Annotated in this window: 18 protein-coding genes; 8 read left to right on the top strand and 10 right to left on the bottom strand. The window is 68.7% G+C overall.

The window, feature by feature from the left end:
- The first annotated feature begins 21 nt into the window (after positions 1 to 21).
- Positions 22 to 474, top strand: coding sequence for a very short patch repair endonuclease (locus ABT053_RS16060; protein WP_350969781.1), 453 nt, complete (start codon positions 22 to 24; stop codon positions 472 to 474).
- Between the two features lie 211 nt (positions 475 to 685).
- On the opposite strand, the gene ABT053_RS16055 is transcribed toward ABT053_RS16060, so the two are convergent.
- Entirely contained in the window at positions 686 to 1,090 is a 405-nt protein-coding gene (locus ABT053_RS16055; RefSeq protein ID WP_350969780.1) for a hypothetical protein, read from the bottom strand.
- Positions 1,091 to 2,291: 1,201 nt separating this feature from the next.
- Positions 2,292 to 3,515, bottom strand: coding sequence for a helix-turn-helix domain-containing protein (locus ABT053_RS16050; RefSeq protein WP_350969779.1), 1,224 nt, complete (start codon positions 3,513 to 3,515; stop codon positions 2,292 to 2,294).
- A 1,427-nt stretch (positions 3,516 to 4,942) separates the two neighbouring features.
- Between ABT053_RS16050 and ABT053_RS16045 the strand changes: the two genes are divergently transcribed.
- The 3 genes from ABT053_RS16045 (at position 4,943) to ABT053_RS16035 (ending at position 6,961) form a co-directional block, all read left to right on the top strand.
- Positions 4,943 to 5,371, top strand: coding sequence for an ATP-binding protein (locus ABT053_RS16045; protein ID WP_350969778.1), 429 nt, complete (start codon positions 4,943 to 4,945; stop codon positions 5,369 to 5,371).
- Positions 5,372 to 5,423: 52 nt separating this feature from the next.
- Positions 5,424 to 5,618 carry a VOC family protein gene (locus ABT053_RS16040; RefSeq protein WP_350969777.1) on the top strand — a complete coding sequence of 65 codons (195 nt, stop codon included), beginning with the start codon at positions 5,424 to 5,426 and terminating at the stop codon, positions 5,616 to 5,618.
- A 161-nt stretch (positions 5,619 to 5,779) separates the two neighbouring features.
- Positions 5,780 to 6,961 carry a hypothetical protein gene (locus ABT053_RS16035; RefSeq protein ID WP_350969776.1) on the top strand — a complete coding sequence of 394 codons (1,182 nt, stop codon included), beginning with the start codon at positions 5,780 to 5,782 and terminating at the stop codon, positions 6,959 to 6,961.
- An 80-nt stretch (positions 6,962 to 7,041) separates the two neighbouring features.
- Here the strand turns inward: ABT053_RS16035 and ABT053_RS16030 are convergent, their stop codons facing one another.
- Entirely contained in the window at positions 7,042 to 7,779 is a 738-nt protein-coding gene (locus ABT053_RS16030; RefSeq protein WP_350969775.1) for an AAA family ATPase, read from the bottom strand.
- Positions 7,780 to 8,005: 226 nt separating this feature from the next.
- Here ABT053_RS16030 and ABT053_RS16025 point away from each other — a divergent pair, with 226 nt between their 5' ends.
- The 4 genes from ABT053_RS16025 to ABT053_RS16010 all read left to right on the top strand — a co-directional run bounded on the left by ABT053_RS16025 (position 8,006) and on the right by ABT053_RS16010 (position 11,717).
- Entirely contained in the window at positions 8,006 to 8,215 is a 210-nt protein-coding gene (locus ABT053_RS16025; RefSeq protein WP_350969774.1) for a hypothetical protein, read from the top strand.
- A gap of 860 nt (positions 8,216 to 9,075) precedes the next feature.
- Positions 9,076 to 10,305 (top strand): serine hydrolase domain-containing protein, encoded by a 1,230-nt coding sequence (locus ABT053_RS16020; RefSeq protein WP_350969773.1) that lies wholly within the window; start codon positions 9,076 to 9,078, stop codon positions 10,303 to 10,305.
- A gap of 86 nt (positions 10,306 to 10,391) precedes the next feature.
- Entirely contained in the window at positions 10,392 to 10,799 is a 408-nt protein-coding gene (locus ABT053_RS16015) for a hypothetical protein (RefSeq protein ID WP_350969772.1), read from the top strand.
- A 366-nt stretch (positions 10,800 to 11,165) separates the two neighbouring features.
- A complete protein-coding gene (locus ABT053_RS16010) occupies positions 11,166 to 11,717 on the top strand; it encodes a hypothetical protein (RefSeq protein WP_350969770.1) in 552 nt (183 codons plus the stop codon).
- Between the two features lie 227 nt (positions 11,718 to 11,944).
- Here the strand turns inward: ABT053_RS16010 and ABT053_RS16005 are convergent, their stop codons facing one another.
- The 7 genes from ABT053_RS16005 to ABT053_RS15975 all read right to left on the bottom strand — a co-directional run bounded on the left by ABT053_RS16005 (position 11,945) and on the right by ABT053_RS15975 (position 20,182).
- A complete protein-coding gene (locus ABT053_RS16005; RefSeq protein WP_350969769.1) occupies positions 11,945 to 12,967 on the bottom strand; it encodes an oxidoreductase in 1,023 nt (340 codons plus the stop codon).
- 574 nt (positions 12,968 to 13,541) lie between these two features.
- A complete protein-coding gene (locus ABT053_RS16000; RefSeq protein ID WP_350969768.1) occupies positions 13,542 to 14,228 on the bottom strand; it encodes a TetR/AcrR family transcriptional regulator in 687 nt (228 codons plus the stop codon).
- A gap of 250 nt (positions 14,229 to 14,478) precedes the next feature.
- Complete coding sequence (locus tag ABT053_RS15995) at positions 14,479 to 15,324, bottom strand: class I SAM-dependent methyltransferase (protein ID WP_350969767.1); 846 nt, start codon at positions 15,322 to 15,324, stop codon at positions 14,479 to 14,481.
- Between the two features lie 621 nt (positions 15,325 to 15,945).
- Complete coding sequence (locus ABT053_RS15990; RefSeq protein ID WP_350969766.1) at positions 15,946 to 16,578, bottom strand: AAA family ATPase; 633 nt, start codon at positions 16,576 to 16,578, stop codon at positions 15,946 to 15,948.
- A 237-nt stretch (positions 16,579 to 16,815) separates the two neighbouring features.
- Positions 16,816 to 18,120 (bottom strand): CU044_5270 family protein, encoded by a 1,305-nt coding sequence (locus tag ABT053_RS15985; RefSeq protein WP_350969765.1) that lies wholly within the window; start codon positions 18,118 to 18,120, stop codon positions 16,816 to 16,818.
- Positions 18,117 to 18,638, bottom strand: coding sequence for an RNA polymerase sigma factor (locus tag ABT053_RS15980; protein ID WP_350969764.1), 522 nt, complete (start codon positions 18,636 to 18,638; stop codon positions 18,117 to 18,119). Before ABT053_RS15980 ends, ABT053_RS15985 begins: the two co-directional genes overlap by 4 nt.
- A gap of 167 nt (positions 18,639 to 18,805) precedes the next feature.
- A complete protein-coding gene (locus ABT053_RS15975; protein WP_350969763.1) occupies positions 18,806 to 20,182 on the bottom strand; it encodes an alpha/beta fold hydrolase in 1,377 nt (458 codons plus the stop codon).
- Positions 20,183 to 20,301 lie beyond the last annotated feature (119 nt).

The raw sequence follows: 20,301 nt of genomic DNA, 5'->3' as shown, positions 1-20,301 counted from the left end.
AGGACGTCGTACGGTAGAGCCGTGACGCGAACGGGTGCCGAGTCGTGGGCGTCCAGCGCCGCGACTCGGGCAAGCATGAGATCTAACAAGGGCCGGGATACGAAGCCGGAGCTGGCCCTTCGTCGAGCCGTGCACGCGCTTGGCCTGCGTTACAGGGTCTGCATTCGCCCCCTCAAGAGTGTTCGTCGGACCGCGGACTTGGTGTTTACGAAGGCGAAGATCGCTGTCTTCCTCGACGGGTGCTTCTGGCACGGGTGCCCCCAGCACCATACTGTCGCGGTGACCAACGCAACTTTTTGGGCAGAGAAGGTACAGCGAACCCGAGAGCGCGATGCCGAAACCGATCGGCTCCTCGGGGAAGCCGGATGGTTGACGATTAGGGTGTGGGAACACGAAGAGCCCATCCGAGCGGCAGTACAGATAGCGGAAGTTGTTAATTCCCGTCGCGCAGCGGCGCAGGAGAAGGAAGCCTGAAGAGATAGTTGGACAACAACGGATACAGCGGTGTCCTCACCACCTGAGTCGACGACCCCGAGGCGTGACCGTCCGCAATGCCGATTGCCGAATCGACAGCGATATAGCCAGGCCTACGCGAGCACTTACATCCTGTCGTCTGGAAATCTCAGAAACCTTGGGACACCGGATACTGTCGACGATCCGCGGACAATCTCTGTCAGTGTTGAAGCTAGCTGTCAGGGTCGTGCAGCTTTCTGAGTGCGGCGTCCCAGTCGTAGTCCAAGAGCTCCCGCCCATCAGGAACCAGGGAGAATGCGCGAACCAAGAACTCTTCCAGATCCTGGCGAAGGATCCAGGCGTGGAGCCGCTCAGTCCGGGGAAGCTGAAGAATGGCCTGCAGCCATCCAGAACCCGCATCCTGGAGGCAAATGTTACTGCAAGAGCACTCGTTGGGTGGGCATGACCGGTTGAGCCCGGCCGCGACAGCGTCCCGGGGAATATCGAAGGCTGTGAAATTCGGAACGTTCACGTGCACGTGAAACGGCACCTTGGGATCGTATTCGAGAAATGCGGAAATTTTCCCCTCCCCTTCAGCGTCTAGGTGCAGGGAAATGCACGTCATAATTCCTGCCATGTGAGCCCCCTTTAAGGTCGGCACGGGACAGGAGGGTCCCGCTTTAGCCTTTGTTATGGATTTACTCTGGTCGAACCGGGCCGGGCTATAATTAATTTTACAAAGGTAGACCTACTGCGAATTTTTTGCACCATAAACAGGCCCATTGAGGCTAAATACGGAAGAATGGGCGCAAAAATTAGAAGCGGGTCAAGCGATAAGATAGCAACCTTGTTCGCGGATAACCATTGCATAAGCTACCGAGCCTGTCCAGACGGGATCTCGATAGTTTCGAGGGGTTTGCTCATTACTGTTCCCCTAGATGGCAGTATGTCGGAATTATTTTCTTGAAGATCTTGGTGGCATTGGGTGGAGTAGGCGGGCCAAGCGAGATTCGCCAGGAACTTCTCGCGATCAGGGAGCGATCTTGAGGCGATTGCAACCCTTATTGGAGGCGCGAGAAGACGGGCGTTGCGACAGAGCCGAGCCCGAGGTCCACACACGCCCAGGGGAGCCGAGGACGGAACCAGGGTCCAGCCAATTGTCTGACGTCTGTCCAGCTCCAGTCGCCCTGAGGTTGGACTGGTCAGCGACCATCGCCACGTCCGCAGTCGAGGAACTCGTCAGACATTCCGAGGGGTCTAACGCCGCCTCCGACGAGGCAACTTGGCAATCGGAGACGCCAAGGCTCTAAGCATCACTTGGAGTGTCGGTGGCTCACATAGTAGAAACGGTTAAAATAATTTGTCAATCGAAAATTGACGCCCGCATTATCTGTCAAATTCAGTCCGCTGGCCATCGCGTTTGCATGGGCTGGCCGCCTTGGCTTCCCCTGTACCGGGTAGTCAGCTGGTCGACTGTGTCAGCAGTGGTCGGCATCTGTGGGATCGGCCGCCAGCATTATCCGGCAAGCATCGATGCCTGTGTGACGCACAGCGTTGGTAACCCGCTTCTCGCGTGATCAAACGGGATACCCGTTCTTCCCACCTCAGCCCGCTCCCGGGCCGCCCCCTGCTGTACCAGTTCCTGGAGTAACGCCCCCATCGCCACCGCCTTACCTCAGAAGGTGAGGCGCGGCTCTCTGCTCACCCCAGCCCGAAACACGAATCCCCAGCTCAGTTACTCCTTTAGAACAGCTACACCCAACGGCCATCCTGCCTCAAGACGCGCCCTCCTGCTTTGGATGAGTGAACGGTAAGGCATGAGCGCCACGCCAAAAATGTCAGAGAATGTGCATCCGTACACCAAGCCGCCTGATCCGCTCCCGGTAGCCGTACCGTTCAAGCTCCAGCAACGTCCGTACGGCCTGCTGAGCCATCGGGTGGTTACGGACGAGCATCGGGGCGATCTTCTCCGCACGTTCGAGTTCGGTCAGGGCGTCATCGCGCTTACCGCACCACAGCAGTCCTCGGGCATAGTCCAGATGGTGGTAGCCGGCACGGCTGGCATGGAGATCCTTGGGAAGGTGAACCGTCTGCGCTCGTTGTACGGCCCGGGGTCCGTCACCGAGCTCGACGGCTACGGCCACACCGTGGATGTCGATGTTGGGCTGGTTGGTGGACAACTCGTAGTAGTTGGTGCGCTGACGCGCTCCGAGCCGGGTGACCGCCTCGGCCGCGAGCTGGTGTCGTGACCATGCCTCATCGGCATCGTTCTTACGAGCGGCCGTGATGGCAGCCCTCAGTTGAAGTCCGCCCCAGACGGCCAGTGCCTCCGGATGACCTGCGGTGTACTCGTCCTCGATCTTCGTGCATGCCGTGTCGAGCACGGCGAGCGCGTCGTTCCACGAAGTGCTGGCCCACAGGTTCCGAGTACGTAGATAGGCGAACAGCGCTTCGCTGTAGACGTCCCCCGCTCGTTCCCCCGCCCAGTGAATGCGGCTTGTGGCGATCACCGAGAGATCGGCGTAGCCGAGGTTGTAGGCAACCGTGTCGGCTGCCCGGTATGCGATCGAGAGCAGTTGGAAGGTCTTTCTTCGATCGGCATCGGCACACAGATGAGTCGCCGCCTGGAGTTCGGCGATCAGCGCGGGAGTCCTGTCGGCCATATCGGCGTAGCGCGTCTCCCGCCGTAGCCACATCAGGCGTTCAACATCGGATCGCAGCTCGGCGATCGGGCGTACCTCGCCGGCCCACTCGGGGTCGAGGTCATAGCGCTCCAGGTGCCGACGGATCTCGGGGATCGCCGAGTGGCCGCGGTCCTCGGCCGGAGTGTCGCCGCGGTAGGGACGCGCGGTGAGCCCGTTGGGATGTACGCGCAGCACCCGAGAGAGGGTGTTGACCAGCGCGATGGAGTCGAGGGGAATGCTGTCGTTCTCCACTCCGGACACCCAGGACTGCGCACGGCCGATGCGCCGCGCCAGCTCGTTCTGGGTGATGCCGACGCGCTTACGAGCACGTCGTACGCGTGTTCCCACACTCTCCGCCGCCGGATCCGAGTAGGCCATGGCCTCACGGTAACCCGCGATGACGTGCTTGGCTCCTCTTCTCGTCAAAGTATCAACGGCGCTGATGTCGCTGCCTCTGCGCATCAATAGCTTCACTCTCCGTGAGAGGCGATGGGCATGGACGTGACAGCCGGCAGCGGGGAGTACAGGGTGCCCCGCCTGATGCGTACGCGACCCCTCACACGGAAATCGCGGCTTCCCGAAGCGGGAGCGGGTCCACCGGCCAAGGCACGGACGTGGCCGGTGACATCACCATGAAAACGGCTCTGCCAGGGCGAATGACGTCGCCCGGCAGAACCTCGACCGCACGCTGGAGGTGCGACCTGTGTCCAACCCTAATAGAACCCCAAAGATCATCTGGGTCCGCTGGCACGCCGAGCAGCCACCCTCGCCCCTGGGCTGTCGCTGGTGCGGCCATCCCCCGTACGCGCACGACGCCGCCAGCCTGCCGCATCGGCCCGGTCACCTGTGGGAGCAGCCCACTCCGGCCCAGGTCCGCACCCGTATGACGGCCCGGCGTCGCCTCGGGCTGTGCGGTCGGCTGCCCTCGGCCGTGCCTCCAGTGCAAGCCGCGCCCACCACACCCGCCGCGCCGAACCCGTTCACCGCCGTGACCGCGCGCCCGGCGAGCCGTCCCTTCGCGGGTTCTCCAGTAGGAAGGGGACGTCACGCGCGACCGGCCGCGATGAGCGCGCCACCGTACGGGCAGCCACCGTACGGGCAGCTGCCATACGGGCAGCCGTCGTACGGACGGGAGTCGCCGGGTGTACGGCCCTGGCCGGGCAGGCGCGAGGCGTACCGGAAAGGGGTGACGGCATGAGCCCACCACCTGTCGAAGCGATCGCCGAGACAACGGAAGACCTTCCCGCTCCTCTCTCCCCAGAGCCCGGAGAAGGCGACACCGGTGCGCCGACGCTTCGGTTCATCGGCTGGTGTCTCTGGTACGGCAAGGCCACCGAACGCTGGTGGGCGCTCTCCCCCGCCTGGTGCCGGGAGCGCGTCGGACTGATCGAGGCCGACACCTTCGCCGAACTGGTCGCACGGATGCGGCACATCGAGAACTTCGGTTCCCACCTCGCCCCCGAACAGCGTGAACGGCCACGGCGTCCTCTCCCCGAGACGAGTCGCCGAACGGCCGTTCCGGAGCCGCGGCCCGAAGGTGTCAACGGCCCCGAGGGCGTCAGGTTCACGGAAAGGGACGCCGGGAGCGGGAATAGCATCGCGATCACGAGGATGGGGGGGTCACCGGGATGGCGGGGCGACTCCTGTCCGTGCTCGTCGGCGTGTTCGCTGACCGGTTCCGGGCGACAGCCGACGGCCCCACGGAACCGGCCCAGGCGAGAGCGGTATGGTCGCCGCACCTGGGCCACGTGCCCGGATGGCCGACGCCCTCGGGTCACGCGGGTCACGTGCCCGCGAGGTCTCCGGTGATCTCTCAGCGATTCGGGGCCACCCGCGACCAGGTCAGGACCGCGCGAAACTTCGTCGCCGAGGTCCTCGGGGACGACCACCCGCTGTACGACGACGCCGTGCTCCTCACCAGCGAACTCGCGACCAACGCCGTCGAGCACCCCACCCGGCCGGTCGCCCCCGAAACCACCGACACCGCGTGGGACGGTACGGGACCGGTCGAACGGCCCGGGGAATTCGTCGTCACGGTGGCCTTCGTCCCGTACGGCGTGCTGGTCACCGTCCAGGACCCCGGCTCCTCGCGAATTCCCCGTACGGGGAACCCCGGGGTGGACGCCACGGGTGGTCGGGGGTTGATGCTCGTCAACGACCTCGCGACCCGCTGGGGATTCCACCGTGACGACACCGGGACCGTCATCTGGTTCGAGCTCGGCCCACCCGGCTGAGAACCCGGGCGAGCCGGATGAGAAACCGGGCGAGGCCGTCGAGAGCCGGGCCATGGCCGACGCCTTGGCCGGGCGGGCAATGCGGCACGGCTGGACCCCGCTGTTCCCGCAGCGTCATCCCCATGCCGGTGGTGAGCGGCACTATGCCGCCTACCTGAAGGACACCGACCTGAAGGACGTCGACCTGAAGGACACCGACGGACCCGAGGTCGAACTCGTCGCCCTCGAAACATCACGTCAGGACTGACACCGCCCCACGGCTCCGGCCGAGTCCGTGCGGCACGCGAAACGTGCCGCGGCCTGGCCCGGAGCCGCTTGGACGGCAGGAGTTTCTCGGCCGCGGTTTTGTCGGACGCTTGCGGCAGGCTGTCCGCGACCGGCCGGAGTTGGATCTATCGAGGGACGCACATGGCGCGCATGCTCCGCAGCATCGACGAAGAGGTCTACGTGGAGTACGGGTCGTTCGCCTTGGACAGCACCGACCTCGGGGGGTGGACCAGCCCGGAGGGCTACCACTTCATCGCGGCCGTCCGGATGGAGGCGTGGGACACCGAGCCGCCGAGCCTCGAAGGTCCCTGGACGCCGGTCGACCGGACGACCTTCGTGGCGGACAGCGGTGTCGTTCATCTGCTCCTGATGATGGACGGTCGTGGCCACGACTTTCTCATCGGACCGCCGTGTTTCGAGTACGGCCTGACGATGCACTTCGAGCGGCTCACCAGCGACGACGATCCGGATGAGGACACGGATGATCCCGAGGAGCGGTGGCTGCTGCGCTTCTGGCCGATCCGTGACGCGTTCGATCCGCTGCTGCACCTGCCGGCCGCGCCGTACATCGTGCCGACGCCGAAAGAGTACGTCCCGTCGCCGCTTCCGCCGGAGATGCCGCCTCCGCCAGTCGAGCCCCGGCAGGTGCCCGTCCCCGTGTCGGCCGCCCAGGACTGGGCCTCGATGCGGACTGACCCCTCCCGGCCGACCTTCGAGGAGTGGCTGAGCAGGACGAGGGAGCGGCTCCGCGAGAAGGGCGTGACGATCCACGAATGGCTGCGGCGGCAGGGTGTCGAGATCGAGGACGGAGCCGAGATCACACCGGAGAGCATCGCTCGTCCCGAGGACCGTCCGGGCCGGTTCGCCGATCCCCTCGTCGACCGGTACTACGCGCGGCAGGAGCACTTGGGAGGCCTTCCGTACTGTTTCCCCGACTGGGAGCCGCACGAGCAGGAGGAGCGGCTGCGGGAGCTGTCCGACGAGGAGCGCATCGCCGAGGAGCTGAATCCGGAAGGTTCACGGACTTTCACCATGCCCTACCAAGCGCGGGGAGTGGAGAGCCTGTCACCCGGGGTCAGCCGTCGCCTCTGGCGGTGGGAGAGCGACGTCATCGGCGGACAGCCGTTCGACGGTAGTCTCACCGTCGATCGGCAGGTGCACGTCCGCGATCCGCATAATCGCCAGATCTTCGTCTCGGGCATCGTGACCGTTCTCCGCCTTGAGCGGTACAACGGACGCGCCGACCACTACGTGGTCAGGGACGCCGAACCACACGAGGCGGCCCGCGTCCTGTGCGCCGAGGCCACCTGGCGAGACCGGTAGTGCGACCCGGAAAGCGCAGGGCCGTAATCGTCCGTCCCGCGGGGAAGCTCAGCCGACGCCCGGCTTGGTCGTGAACGGAGTCAGTCGGCGTCCTGGTCCAGCGCGTGGCGCAGGTAGAACTCGGGCTTGGCCAGATAGCGGCGCCAGTGGTCGACCACTTGGAGCTTGTCCCACTCGGTGGTGTGGATCCCGTGGTCGTCGAGTTCGAGGATCTGGGCGCCGGGCAGGCTGGCGAGGATCGGCGAGTGGGTGGCACAGATGATCTGGCCGCCCTCGCCACGCACCCGGTCCATCAGGCTGAGCAGCCGCAGGCACGAGGCGAACGACAGGGCCGCCTCCGGCTCGTCCATCAAATACAGGCCGGGACCGGTCACCATCCGTTCGAGAACCGTGAAGAATCCCTCACCGTGTGACTGCTCGGTGAGGTTCTCCTCCCAGTAGCCGTACAGGCCGGACACGTTGTTCCCCAGGTTGAACAGGGTTTCGGCGCGGAGGAAGAACCCTCGCCTCTTGAGCCGGGGACCGTGGATGAGCCGCAGCCCGAGCGAGGTCAGCTCGACGTCCAGGACCTCGCCGAGCGGGGTGGCCGCGGGTCCCCTGCTGGCGTACTTCGTCCCGGCCTTCCCTCCCTCGGAGTTGATCCGGCACACGTCGGCGACGGCCTCGACGATCGTGGACTTCCCCGAGCCGTTCTCCCCCACCAGGAACGTCACCGGAGCGGTCAACTCGACACCGTCGACCAGGTGCGCGACCGGGGACAGGGTGAACGGCCACTCGCCGGGGTGGGGGGTGGGAATGCGCAGGTTCGTGATCAGCATCGCGGTCATTATCGCCGACCGCGCCGGAGTCTCCACACGGTACGGGCGCGGAGGGGATCGGCGAGGGTGACCTGGTCGCCCTCGACCACCCCGTCGAGGAGGCCAACGGCGGCCGGGGAGCCGGGCCGACCGGTGGGATGTCGAGTCCCATAACGGCCGTATCGCCGAACTCGCCGAACGTCTTCGCGCCGAAGACGCGGAACACGGCGGCGCGGTCCTGGAGGTCGTGCGCCATCTCGACGAGCACGAGGAGAACCCCCGGAACACCCTGGATCCGGAGCCGTCCCAGAAACCCGATCTGCTCGGCTGGCACCTCGACCTCGACGTGCTGTGCTTCCTGACCGCCACCGGTGCCGCTCTGGACGTCGACGAGTACGACATGACTTGGACCCGCACCTGTCTGAGTCGCGGGACGCCGCTCTTTCATTCGTCGTGACTGTGGCCTTCCTCCCCCACGGTGTGATGATCACCGCCCAGAACCCGGGCTGCACCCGGATTCCTCACGTTGGAAACTCCGGCCTGGACGCCACCGGCGGCGCTCATCGGGGTGGAGTGCTGTCCGGCCGAGACCGTCAACCACGGGGTTAACGACCGTTGCGATGGTCGCCGTTGATCCGCGGTACCGCCTGGCGTGATGCTTGCTTCATCCAAAGAACACGCATGTCAGGAGGTGGATGGGGATGTCCTTTCACGGTGCCGCGGGATGAACGTCGTCTCTTCCGCGGTGTTCCTGACCGTCGCGCCACCATCACCGTCCCGCTCCGGCGGGAGCCATGGGGGGAGCTGCCGACACAGCTCACCGACCCCGACGGTGTGAAGATCCAGCTCGTCGAGTGGATCTCCCCCATCGCGAGCTGATGACTCCGGACCGGCCGGCCTGGTCGCGTCGTTCACAGCCACAGCCACAGACGCAGCACAGCCACAGCCACAGCCACAGACGCAGCACAGTCACAACCACAGCCGTCGACGTCCCCGCCGTCACCGTCGACGTCGCTGCCGTCACCATCACCGCCACGGCCACCGTCACCGGCGTCACCGCCGTGTCAGCGGTGGCGTCAGGGCGGCGACACCTCGGTATCAGGGCGGTTGGCGATGGTGGAGCCATGAACGGTTCGGCGATCGCGGCCTCGGGACTGCGAACCGGGCCACATCAAGGGACTGCGCACCGAACCACACCGAACCACACGAACTTCACCCCCGACCTCGTACGTCGCTCGTGGAAGCCACAAGTGTCGCCTCGGGGCGGGGCTCGCAAGAACGAAGACTGATCGAACACTGTCTGCAAGGAGACTCATGATGGAAACCGGCAAGAGCGGCTTCTCGAAGTCGGGGCTGCGCAGGTTGCACGGCGTGCTGGAACGGCATGTCGACTCCGGGAGGATTCCCGGACTGGTCGCCCTGGTCAGCCGGGGCGGTGAGACGCACGTCGAGACGATCGGGACGATGTCCCATGACGGTGGCGCGCCGATGCGCCGGGACACGATCTTCCGGATGGCGTCCACGTCCAAGCCGGTCGCGATGGCGGCGGCGATGGTCCTGGTCGACGAGTGCAGGTTGCGGGTGGACGACCTCGTCGAGCCGTGGCTGCCGGAACTCGCCGACCGGCGGGTGCTGAGGCGGATCGACGGCCCGCTGGACGACACCGTGCCGGCGCGGCGGCCGATCACCGTACGGGACCTGCTGACCTCGACGTTCGGGCTCGGCATGGACATGACGGCGCTGGGCACCCCGATCATGGGCGCGATCTTCGAGCAGGGGCTCACGCCCGACCTGCCGGAGCCGATGCCCGAGCCGGACGAGTGGATGCGCCGCCTCGGCACGCTTCCGCTGATGCACCAGCCCGGGGAGCGCTGGCAGTACCAGATCAGCCACGACGTCCTCGGCGTGCTCGTCGCCAGGGTCACCGGCCAGTCGTACGGGGCGTTCCTGCGCGAACGCATCTTCGAACCCCTGGGTATGAAGGACACCGGCTTCCACGTGCCCGCCGAGAAGATCGACCGGCTGCCGACCCTCTACGCCCCCGACCCGCGGAGCGGGGAGTTCGTCGTGTGGGACGAGGCCGAGGGGGGACGGTGGAGCCGGCCTCCGGCGTTCGAGGGTGGCGGCGGCGGGCTGGTCTCCACCGCCGACGACTACCACGCCTACTTCCGGATGCTGCTGAACGGCGGGACGCACGGGACCGAGCGGATCCTGTCCCGGCCCGCCGTCGAGCTGATGACCACCAACCGCCTCACGCCCGGGCAGCAGGCCGCCCGGCACGCCATGGCCGTCGACAACGTCCACGTGTCGCACGGCCAGGGGCAGCACGGCGGCTGGGGCATGGGGATGGCGGTGCGCACCTACCGCGGCGACTACGCGCCCATCGGCCAGTTCGGCTGGGACGGCGGGAGCGGCACCTCGACGTACGCCGACCCGGACAACCGGCTCACCGGGATCCTGCTCAGCCAGGTCGGGATGTCGGTCCCGGACCCGGCGCGGCTCATCCACGACTTCTGGACCACGCTCTACCAGGCGATCGACGACTGACACCGAGGCTGGTACGGCACCAGCGGGGCGCGTTTCACCATCCGTCCGTTTTCCTCTTTCCTCATGATCCCAAGGAGCACATCACCATGTCCGTCACCCTTACCGACCAGGACAAGCAGACCCTGCGCACCGCCGCCTACGGCGCCGTCACCCTGCTGTCCGCCGCCGGTGCCGCCGGCAAGCCCGGCGCCCACCGCATCGCCACCGACGGCTCCATCGCATTGGCCTCCGCGACCGGCCTGGTCGGGCACGTCCTCGCCGACAAGTCCACGGGCGTCAAACTGAACGGCAAATCCGTGGCCGCCATCGCCGACCACGTACTCCCCGCCCTCACCGCGTCCATGAGTCTGCTCAAGAAGCAGGACCCGGCAGAAGCCGACAACTTCCGCGCCACCGTCCTCCTCGCCCTCGAAACCGCCACCCACCACGGCGAGCCCACCCCCACCCTCACGGACATGACCCGCAAGATCACCACAGCCCTCGACGCCGCCTGAGGGGCTTCACGGGGGTTCTGTCCGGACCCCCGTGACACGGCGGTGTGGCGGGCCGGGCGGGGGGTCATGCCCGGCGAACGTCGACGAGTACGACATGATCCGAACCCGCCGAAGTCCCGCGAGCCCGGAAGACAAGTGGGCGCTCACGGGCAAAAGGTGAGCGCTCACGGGCAACGAATCAGGTCCCCGCCTCGCGCAGACTGAGGTCGACACGAGGTGTCACCGGCGTACCGCTCGACGGAGCCTCGCCACGGACATGCCCGGCGCCTTCCCGAAGGGCCGGTCGCGTCGTCGGTGGCCATGGAACGGGGAAAGCATCGAAACCGTGCGAAGCGGTCGCGGAAGACCAGGGGAAAAGGGGAAATCATGAGAAAACCGAGCTCTCGAACGGTCCGCTACCTGATGCTCGCGATCGCGCTCGTCGTGTCGGTGATCGCGCCGACCTCCATGGCCTACGCCGACGCCAAGCCGCCCACCCCGCCCCTGGTCGCCCCCGTGGACCCCCCGGCCCCCGCGCCCGCCGAGTCCAGCGGCGCGAACGTGGCCGCCGTCGAGTGCTGTGGCCTGGTGGTCCGATACAACAGCATCCAGAACCTGGTCATCGCCAAGGACATCCGCAACACCAACGCGGGATACGGCAGCAACTGCGACATCTGGAACTGGAACGGCGGCAACCAGACCTCCTGGGTGACGGTCGACCGCAACTGCCGCACGACGAGCATGAACGGGCACACGTACAGCTACAACGCCGGGTACAGCGACACCGACGCGTTCACCCTCCAGTACGAGCCGTACTGGCTGAGCATGCACGGCACCTGGCACCGGATCGGCGCCAACGTCTACACCAAGATAAACGGGCTGGAGACGGCGAAGTGCTACCGCGAGTCCGACGGCGTGAACTGCTACGTCGTCTACTGACCTCGATGAGGTAGGCGGGCGCCTCCCGGCGGAGGCCGGCCTGACCACCGGCTGACCAGGTGAGATGTCCCGGGTGTCCTCGGTCCGCGACGCGGGCCGAGGACATCTGAGCATCGGGGTGCCCTCGCCGGAACCGGCCCCCGGCTCCGGTTCCGATTCCGGCTCCGGTTCCGGCCCTGGTTCCGATTCCGATTCCGGCTCCGGCTCCCTGAGACGACGCCACGCTTTCAGAGGAGGACCCCGGTGAGCTTCTCGCTGAGGGACCACAGGCGGGCCGCGGAATCCGGGTCGATCGAGTAGGGCATGACGCCGAAGGCGAGGGACTCCCGGGTCCGCATCCGTTCCTCGGCCAGGGCGACAGGGTCGTCGCCCTCGGGGACGAGCGGGGCGATGTCGGAGTTCTCGCAGTAGACGCCGCCGTGCCCGTCGAGCAACGGGCCGGTGGCGCACCACACGCTCGTCGCGGCACCCTGCTCGGGGCTCTTCATGTTCCGCGACGGGTCGACGATCGGTTCGCCGTCCTCCCCGATCATGCCCATCCGCTGGAGGACGTCCGGGCTGGTGTGCCGTACGAGCGGGGTGAGGATCCTGCCCGGGTGCAGGGAGAACGCCCGGACGCCTTGGTCGCGCCCGCGCCGGTCGAGCTCGACGGCGAAGAGGTTGTTCGCCGTCTTGGACTGCCCGTAGGCGCTCATCGGTTCGTACGGGCGGCGCTCGAAGTGCACGTCGTCCCAGACGATGCCGGAGTAGCGGTGTCCCCACGACGACACCGCGACGACCCTCGCGCCCTCGGCCCGCAGCAGCGCGGGCCAGAGCCGGAGCGTCAGCCGGAAGTGGCCGAGGTGGTTGGTCGCGAAGTGGGACTCGTGGCCGCGCGCGTCGCGCGAGAGCGGGACGGCCATGATCCCGGCGCTGTTGACCAGCATGTGCAGCGGCCGGTCACCGTCGAGGAAGCGGTCGGCGAACGCGTCGACCGACGCGGGGTCCTGGAGGTCCATCGGTTCGAGCCGGACGCCGTCGATGCCTGCGAGGGTCTCGGCCGCCTTCTCGCGGTTCCGCACGGGAACGACGACCGACGCCCCCGCCGTGCGCAGCGCGCGGACCGTCTCGACGCCGAGGCCGGAGTAGCCGCCCGTGACGATCGCGGTCCTGCCGGTGAGGTCCACTCCGGCAACGACCTCGGCCGCGGTCGTCGCGGGGCCGTATCCGGTGCCGAGCGGGGTCTGCGGTGTGGGTGTGGGCGTGGTCATGCGATCGCCTCCGGGACGTCGGGGTCGGAGTAGCCGGGATGGCCGGGATTGTCGGGGTCGGAGTAGCCGGGGTGGCCGGGGTGGCCGGGGTGGCCGAGCTTGATGTGGCGCGCGGGTCCTCCTGGGGCGCCCCGATGAAACGGAGGACTCTCCGCTTTATTGGACCGACGTTAGTGGAGGATCCTCCGCTTAGCAAACGCGCCTTGTCTCCCCTGGAGCGCCCGGCCGATCACCGCCCTGGCCGATCAGCGGGGCGGTCGATGTTCGCCGGTCCCTTGGCCTCCTGACCTCCGGTTCCGACAAGCGAGATCATTCGGCATGAGCTGTGGCCCTTGGACATACGAGGTTCCACGACGCTGCGAGGTCGGGGACCCTGTTCTCCCGGCGGATCACCTCGTCGGAGGAGCGGAACGCCGCCGCTCCCAGCAGGCCGGGATCTCCGGGCGCCCTGGACAGCAGCGGAATCCGTACGCACAGATAGCGGCCCACCCCTCGGTGTCCATCGACCTCCCGTCTTCCCTGTCGTTCCCCGGCCGAGATCATCGGGCGCGGTCCCTCGAATCGTTCGGCGGGGTCACGTCAGGTGAGCCGATGGCCCTTCCCCTGGGACGGTTCCGGGGCTTCCGGCCGGGCCGATGCCGTTCAGGACGGTGGTGAGCAGGCCCTCGACGAAACCGGGGGGAATCTCCAGGGTGGCCGCCGCGCCACCGCTGAGCAGGTGGGGCAGGACCAGCTCGTGGCAGGCGCCGATGATCATGGTGGCGGCGGCCTCGGGGTTTGCTTCCGGGGCAAGGCGTCCGAGGTCGCGCTCGGCGCGCAGGTATACGGCCAGGTCCTCGCGCAGTCCCCGGCCGCCCGCCATCGGGTTGGGCAGGTTCGCGAACCGGACGAGGACCTCCGGGCGGCCGAGCAGGCCCGCGAAGGAGGGCAGGATCGCGGCGTGCAGCGCCAGCCCCTGGGTGATGTAGGCGCGCAGGTTGTCCTCGACGGTTCCGCTTCCGGCCCTGGTGGGCCGCTCGCCCAGCTCGCGTTCGACGGTACGGACGTGGGCGTGCAGTGCGAGCGCGAGCAGCTCCTCCTTGCCCGCGAAGTGGTTGTACAGCACGCCGTCGGCGACCCGGGCCTCGCGGGCGATGTCGCGCACGGTGAGCCCGGCGGCGCCGCGCCGGGCCATGAGGCGTTCGGCAGCGGCGATCAGGTGCTCGCGCAGGGTCTGATCGCCCTCGCCGTCACGCAGGGCCGCTGCTTTTCTCGGGGACATCACATCGCATCGTAGTGACCGCCGGAAGCGGATGATCACCAGGAGCGGGTGACCACCGGAAGCGGGTGGCGGTTGCGGGCGGGTGGACCGCGGTGAGGGGTGGGGGGCGGTTGTGGACGGTGGCGGTGGCGTTCGTGGGCGAATCGCGGTCAGGGGTAGGGGGCGGTTGTGGGTGAGTGGCGGTTGTGGGCGGATCGCGGTCAGGGGTGGGGGGGTTTGCGGGTGAGTGGCGATCAGGGGTGGGCGGTGGTCAGGGGCGGGTGGCGGTGATCAGCCAGGCGGCGCCGCGCAGCCGTACGGCGCCGGGCTCCTCGTAGGGCCGCAGCGCCGCCGTGAGCGCGTCGAGGGCTCGGGCCGCGGTGTCCTCGCCGACCTGGTCGAGGGCGAAGCGGACGGGACCCCACGCTCCGAGGAAACCGGCCGCGTCGGCGGCGTCCTCGCCCCACACCTGGGACGCGTCGACCGGGGTGCAGGTCACCTTCTCGAAGCCCGCGCCGGTGAGCACCTCGTGGACGCGGGCCGGGTCGGCCAGCGACTCCGGACCGGGAGCGCCGGGCCCGGCCGGGGCGGGGCTCGGCGGCAGGTGCTCGGCCATCGCCGCGAAGACGGCGCCCAGGTCGTTGTCGGCCATTCTCCGCAGGGACAGAATCGCCAGGCGTCCACCCGGTCGCAGCGCGCGGCCGATGTTGGCGAACGCGGCGACCGGATCGGCGAAGAACATGATCCCGAACCGGCTCACGGCCACGTCGTAGGCCGAGGCGGGGAAGGGGTGGATCTGGGCGTCGCCCTCCTCGAAGGTCACATTGGCGACCCCCTCGTCGGCCGCGCTGGCACGCGCTCGCCGCAGCATGGGCGCCGACAGGTCGATCCCGACGGCCTCTCCGCGTCGCGCCCGCCCGGCGGCCAGCCGCGTCACCTGCCCGTTGCCGCACCCGACGTCGAGCACGCGGTCCCGGTCACCGATGGCGGCCGCCGCGAGCAGGTGGTCGTTGAACCCGCTGTTCACGGCGTCATACCGGGCCTGGTGATCGGCCCAGTGGCTTCCTTCGTAGCCGTTCCACGCTTCCGCCTGCTCGGTGTTGACGATGGAAAGCATCGAAATTTCTCCCGTGGGTCTCTCAGAACGTCCCGAACGGCTCCGCCGACCCGTCTTGGGCGCGACCGCGACGTTGATGTCATGAACATGCGTTCATGAATGCTTGTTCATAATGAGGACATCGGGCGGGAGATGTCAATCGCCGGTTCAGGTCGAGCCCGGAGTGGGGAGAACGGGCGACTTACGCGATCATGCGGCGGATTTTGTTCACGGGGGCGGCCTGTCCCTCGCGGGGGCCGTTGCGTTGTTCGCCAGGACCCGTGTCGTTCGCGGGGACCGTCGCGTTGTTCCCGGGGACGCGTTCCATACGCGGGGAACCGCGCTGTTCGCGGAGGCCGACTTGCCGTTCGCGGGGACCCGTCGTTCGCGGGGACGCGTGCCGTGCGCGGAAACCGTCGCGTTGTTCCCGGGGACGCGTTCCATACGCGGGGAACCGCGTTGTTCGCGGAGGCCGACCTGCCGTTCGCGGAGACCCGTGTCGTTCACTGGGACACGTGCCGTTCGCTGGGACCGTTGTTCGCGAGGACGCGTGCCGTGCGTGGAAGCCGTTGCGTTGTTCGCGGGGACCCGTGTCGTGCGCGGGGACGTGTGCCGTTCTCGGGGAGCGGTGTCGTTCCTCGTTCAGTCGAATCGGATGTGTTTGGCACCCGTCCACGCGCGGCGCAGGCGCCCTCGTAGCGCGCCGTCCGTGTCCGGGGTTAGCGTCAGCCCGGAGGAGGCGGCGATGTGGTCGGCGACTCCCGGAATCGTGAGGTCGTCGGTCCATACGTGCTCGGCGAACTCCGCCTCACGCAGCCGCTCCAGGCACGGGTCGAGTCTGGACACGGCGAAGCTCTCCCGGCGCAGGGGCGCGCCCTTGCCGGCCACGTACTGCAGGACGTGGCCGAAGCCGCGCTCGCGCAGGCGGCGCAGGACCGTCTCGCGGCGAGCCAGCAGCGCGAAGTGCCTGACGTCGTGGCCGCGCTCCCGCAACCGGCCGACGGTCTCGCGGAAGTACGCGGGCTCCACGACCGTCATCGGTGCGATCACCGTGCCGTCGTGCTTGGTGAGAGCCAGGTCCAGCACCTCGTACACCCCCTGCCGCCAGGCCGGGAGGTCCTGGAAGTCCCCGCGCAGGGGTGGCGGTGTCATCCGGTGCAGGCCGAAGCCGACGTGTTCGGGATCGCAGACGACGCTTCCCGGGAGCCGCCGCCGCAGTTCGTACGCCGTCTGCGTCTTGCCCCCGCCGAAGGGGCCGTTGATCCACAGGAGCATGTCCCGAGCCTACGAGGCCGGGGGGCGTCGCCCGCCGCCGTTCGTCCTGGAACGCGGCGTGGGTGAACGGCGTGGGTGAACGGCGTGGGTGAACGGCGTGACCGGATGGTCCGGCAGGCGTGCCTGGATCTCACCGGGACATGCCGGGACATCGCGGCGGTGGGTGCCCCGGCTCGCCGTACGCCCCGGAGGTACGGCGGGCCGGGGATTAGGTAGGGAGTCCGGGAACCCTGGGACTCAGGACGCGGGCCTCTCGTCGGTCCAGCCGGTTTCGAGGACGGTCTCGGAGTGCCACACGGTGCCCGGTTCGAATCCGGCCTGCAGGCCGCCCGGCCGTACGACGACGCTCTCCGTAGCCAGTGCCCTGCCGGTCGCCTCGTCGAAGATCAGGCGGTTCCGCAGGGCTCCGTCGTCGGCGCTCTTGTCGGTCACCTTCGCCCTGGCCCGTTCCTCGATGGAGACCGCGCTGCCGGTGCGGCCCTCCGCGTCGGTGACGCCGCGGGCGACCTTGATGGTCTTGAGATCGGCCAGCATCCGGAAGGCGGCGCCGCGCACCTTCGGGGTGATCGGCATGTCGGTGACCAGCCCGACCGCGACGGAGAACAGCCAGGCGTCCGACGCCATCGGGATGTCCGCCTCGGTGGACATCCCCCTGTACGAGCGCAGCAGCCAGGCCTTGAGGGCGTCGGGGTCGGCGGGCAGGCCGCGCAGGTCCCTCATGGTGACGTTGCGGCCCAGCCAGAACACCTTGTCCCCGTCGACGAGCGGGGCGTGGCTGTCCTTCGCCTCTCCCGGCTCGGTCGACAGGACGTACCCGCCCAGCCTGCTCCCCCGCTTGCCGGGGAACTCGACCTCGATCCTGGCCGGGGAACCGGCTCGCTTCCAGGCCGCCTCGTCCTCCGCGCTCGCGGGCCGCGCCCCGAGTGACCACGTCCGGTCCCACCGGTCCGCGCCGGTCGCCAACGGGGTCCAGGCCTCGTTCCGCGTCCGTTCGACGAGCGTGTAGTCCCCGTCCGCCGCCTCCAGCAGGTTCCGGGTCACGGACGCGGTGTGCCAGTAGGCACCGGTCGTGTCCGGCTGGCGGGCCGCTCCGTGGGCGGCGGCGAGCAGGACGGATCGGCTGGAGACCTCGGTCTGCGGAGCGGGGACCGACGAGCTGGAGGCAGACGGGCCGGAGGCCGATGGGTTGGAGGCAGACGGGCCGGAGGCCGACGGGCCGGAAGTCGACGGGCCGGAAGTCGACGGGGCGAAGACCGTTCGGGCCGGGTCCGCCTGGGCGGGGGGCGCGTCCGGGACCGTGCCGTCGGTCGCGGAGACCGTGACGGCGACCGCGGTCACGGCCGCGGCGGCTCCGGCGAGGCCAAGACCGACGCCGAGACCGAGACCGAGGCCCCACCCCGGGCGGACGGCCCCGCGCCTCGCCGGTGCCCGCCGGGGCCACGCCATGGCCCGGGAGAGCTCGGCGGCCCTGGTACGCGGATCGACCGGGGTGTCCCCCAGGTGCTCGGGGCGTGCGGCCCGCAGCTGATCGACGGGGTTCATGACCACTCCTCGCTGAGGTTCCTCATCCGGGGTCCGGGGTACGCGGCGGTGTCCATCCGCTGCTTGAGCCGCTTGCGCGCGCGGTGGAGCCGTACCCGGAAGGCGGTCGGGGAGCAGCCGACGACCCGAGCCGCGTCGCGGGGGGAGAGCCCCTGCCAGGCGGTCAGGATCAGGAGCTCCCGGTCGTCCTCCGACAGGCTCGTCAGCGCCTTGAGCACGCTGAGCCGTTCCGTGACCTGCTCGGCGACGTCGTCCTCGGTCCAGGCCCGCAACTCGGCGTTGAGCGCGTCACGCCGGACCTCCGCCCGGATGTTGTCGCGCAGCACGTTGCGGGCCACCCCGAGGAGCCACGGCAGGGCCGGCTCCGGCATCTCCTCCAGCCTTCGCCAGGCGATCGCGAACGTCTCGCTCACCACCTCGTCCGCCACCTGCCGTCCCGCGCGGCTGACCGCGTAGGCCCAGACGCGCTGTCGGCACTCGTCGTACACGCTGGTGAACCGCTGCGAGTCGTCCGTCACCGCCCCGCCCCCTTCGTACCGGATGTTGTTCTGACACCGGGAAATGGCCGGGGCCCCTCGTTTGTTACCTGACCTCTTCCGAAAAATGGTACGAAGTGCCACAAATCAGGAGCAGGAGCGGCTCCGGGCGCCCGGCTCGCGGTCCTCGCGTCCGGCCCGCTCGCGCGTCAGCACTTCGTCCCCGCCGGGGGCAGCACGCGGTCGGTGAGGTAGTGGTCGATGTGGGCGCGGGCGCAGGGGTTGAAGCCGTGGAGCGTGTGGCCGGGCCCCTCGTGGCGGACGGTGACGCTGCCCGGCACCTGCCTGAGCACCCGCTGGACGGCGTCGGACTCGCCCCAGGCGCCCGCGCCGAGCATGGGCGGCAGGCCCTTCGGCAGCGGGGCCGGCGGGTTGGTCACCGGCACCGGCCAGCCGACGCAGCCGAGGGTCCCGGTCGCCAGGGTGTTGGCGGTGCCCGCGTCGGGCGCGACCTCGCGCAACCGGGTGATCGTCGTCCGCAGCTCGGCACGGTTCGCGGGACGCGGCCAGTCGACGCACTCGGTGACGCCGGTCGACTGGTCGGGGTAGCGGGCACCGCGCTCGGGCACGAAGCCGGAGGCGTCGCCACCGGCCGCCGCGCGGATGTCCCGCGCCAGCTTCGGCCACGCCTCGCCCCCCATCCTGGCGGAGCTCACCGCGAAGGCCTGCAGGTCGCGTCCGTCGTACGCGATGCCGGCCTTCTTGGCGGGGATGGGGGTGCGGTCGGCCGCCGCGACCAGCTTGCGCCACTTCGCGGGCACGTCGCGGCACTTCCCCGCGGCGGCGCACCAGTCGAAGAAGCGGCCGACGGCCTCCTCGTTGCTCCTGGCCATCGCCTCCAGCTCGCCGGTCCAGTCGGAGGTGCTGTGGTTCCACGTGCCGTCGAGCACCATCGCGCGCACCTGGCCGGGGAAGAGGCGGGCGTAGTCCTGTCCGTAGAACCCGGCGTAGGAGGCGCCGTAGAAGTTGAGCTTCGCGCCGCCGAGTGCCTTTCTGATCGCCTCCATGTCCCTGGCGTGGTCGGCCGAGCTCATGTTGGCGAAGAGCTCGGGATCCTTGTTGCGGCAGGCCTCGGCGTAGCCGCGGTTGGTGTCGGAGAGCCGTCCGAAGTCGGCGTCGTCCTCGGGGAACTCGGGCAGCGGGACGCGTGTCCAGACGCACGGCAGGCCGGTGCTCAGGCCGCGGAACTGCTCGCCGTAACCCCGGGTGTCCCACGTGACGATGTCCATGCGCTCGCGGAGCCCGGTCCACCGGTTCTCGGACCGGGTGATGGCGATCCCCGGCGCGCCCGGCCCGCCGTAGGCGATCAGGACGGAGCCCTCGGAGGTGCCGGTGGCCTTGAGGCGGCCCAGCTTCAGGGTGATCTCGCGACCGTCGGGCCGCTGCCAGTCGACCGGGACCCGCAGGTCGGCGCACTCCATCCCGATCTTGTCGTCCGGGCAGGCGCTCCAGTCGAGGGGATCGGTCCGCGGTGCCTGCACGCCCGAGCCGAGGAGGGTCAGGGCGATGGCGATTGACGTCAGCATGACGGCCACGATCGCCGAACGGCCACCTCGGCCACATCGGATCCCGGTCTGATTCCGGGGACGGCGAATCAGACCGGGGGATGTCATCCCGCGAGGAGCGGGCTCCGGCGCGAGCGTCC

The sequence above is a fragment of the Streptosporangium sp. NPDC002524 genome, assembly GCF_040295985.1.
GTDB lineage: Bacteria > Actinomycetota > Actinomycetes > Streptosporangiales > Streptosporangiaceae > Streptosporangium.
Note: the sequence above shows the minus strand (reverse complement) of the source record. Positions and strands in the feature narration are given on the sequence as shown.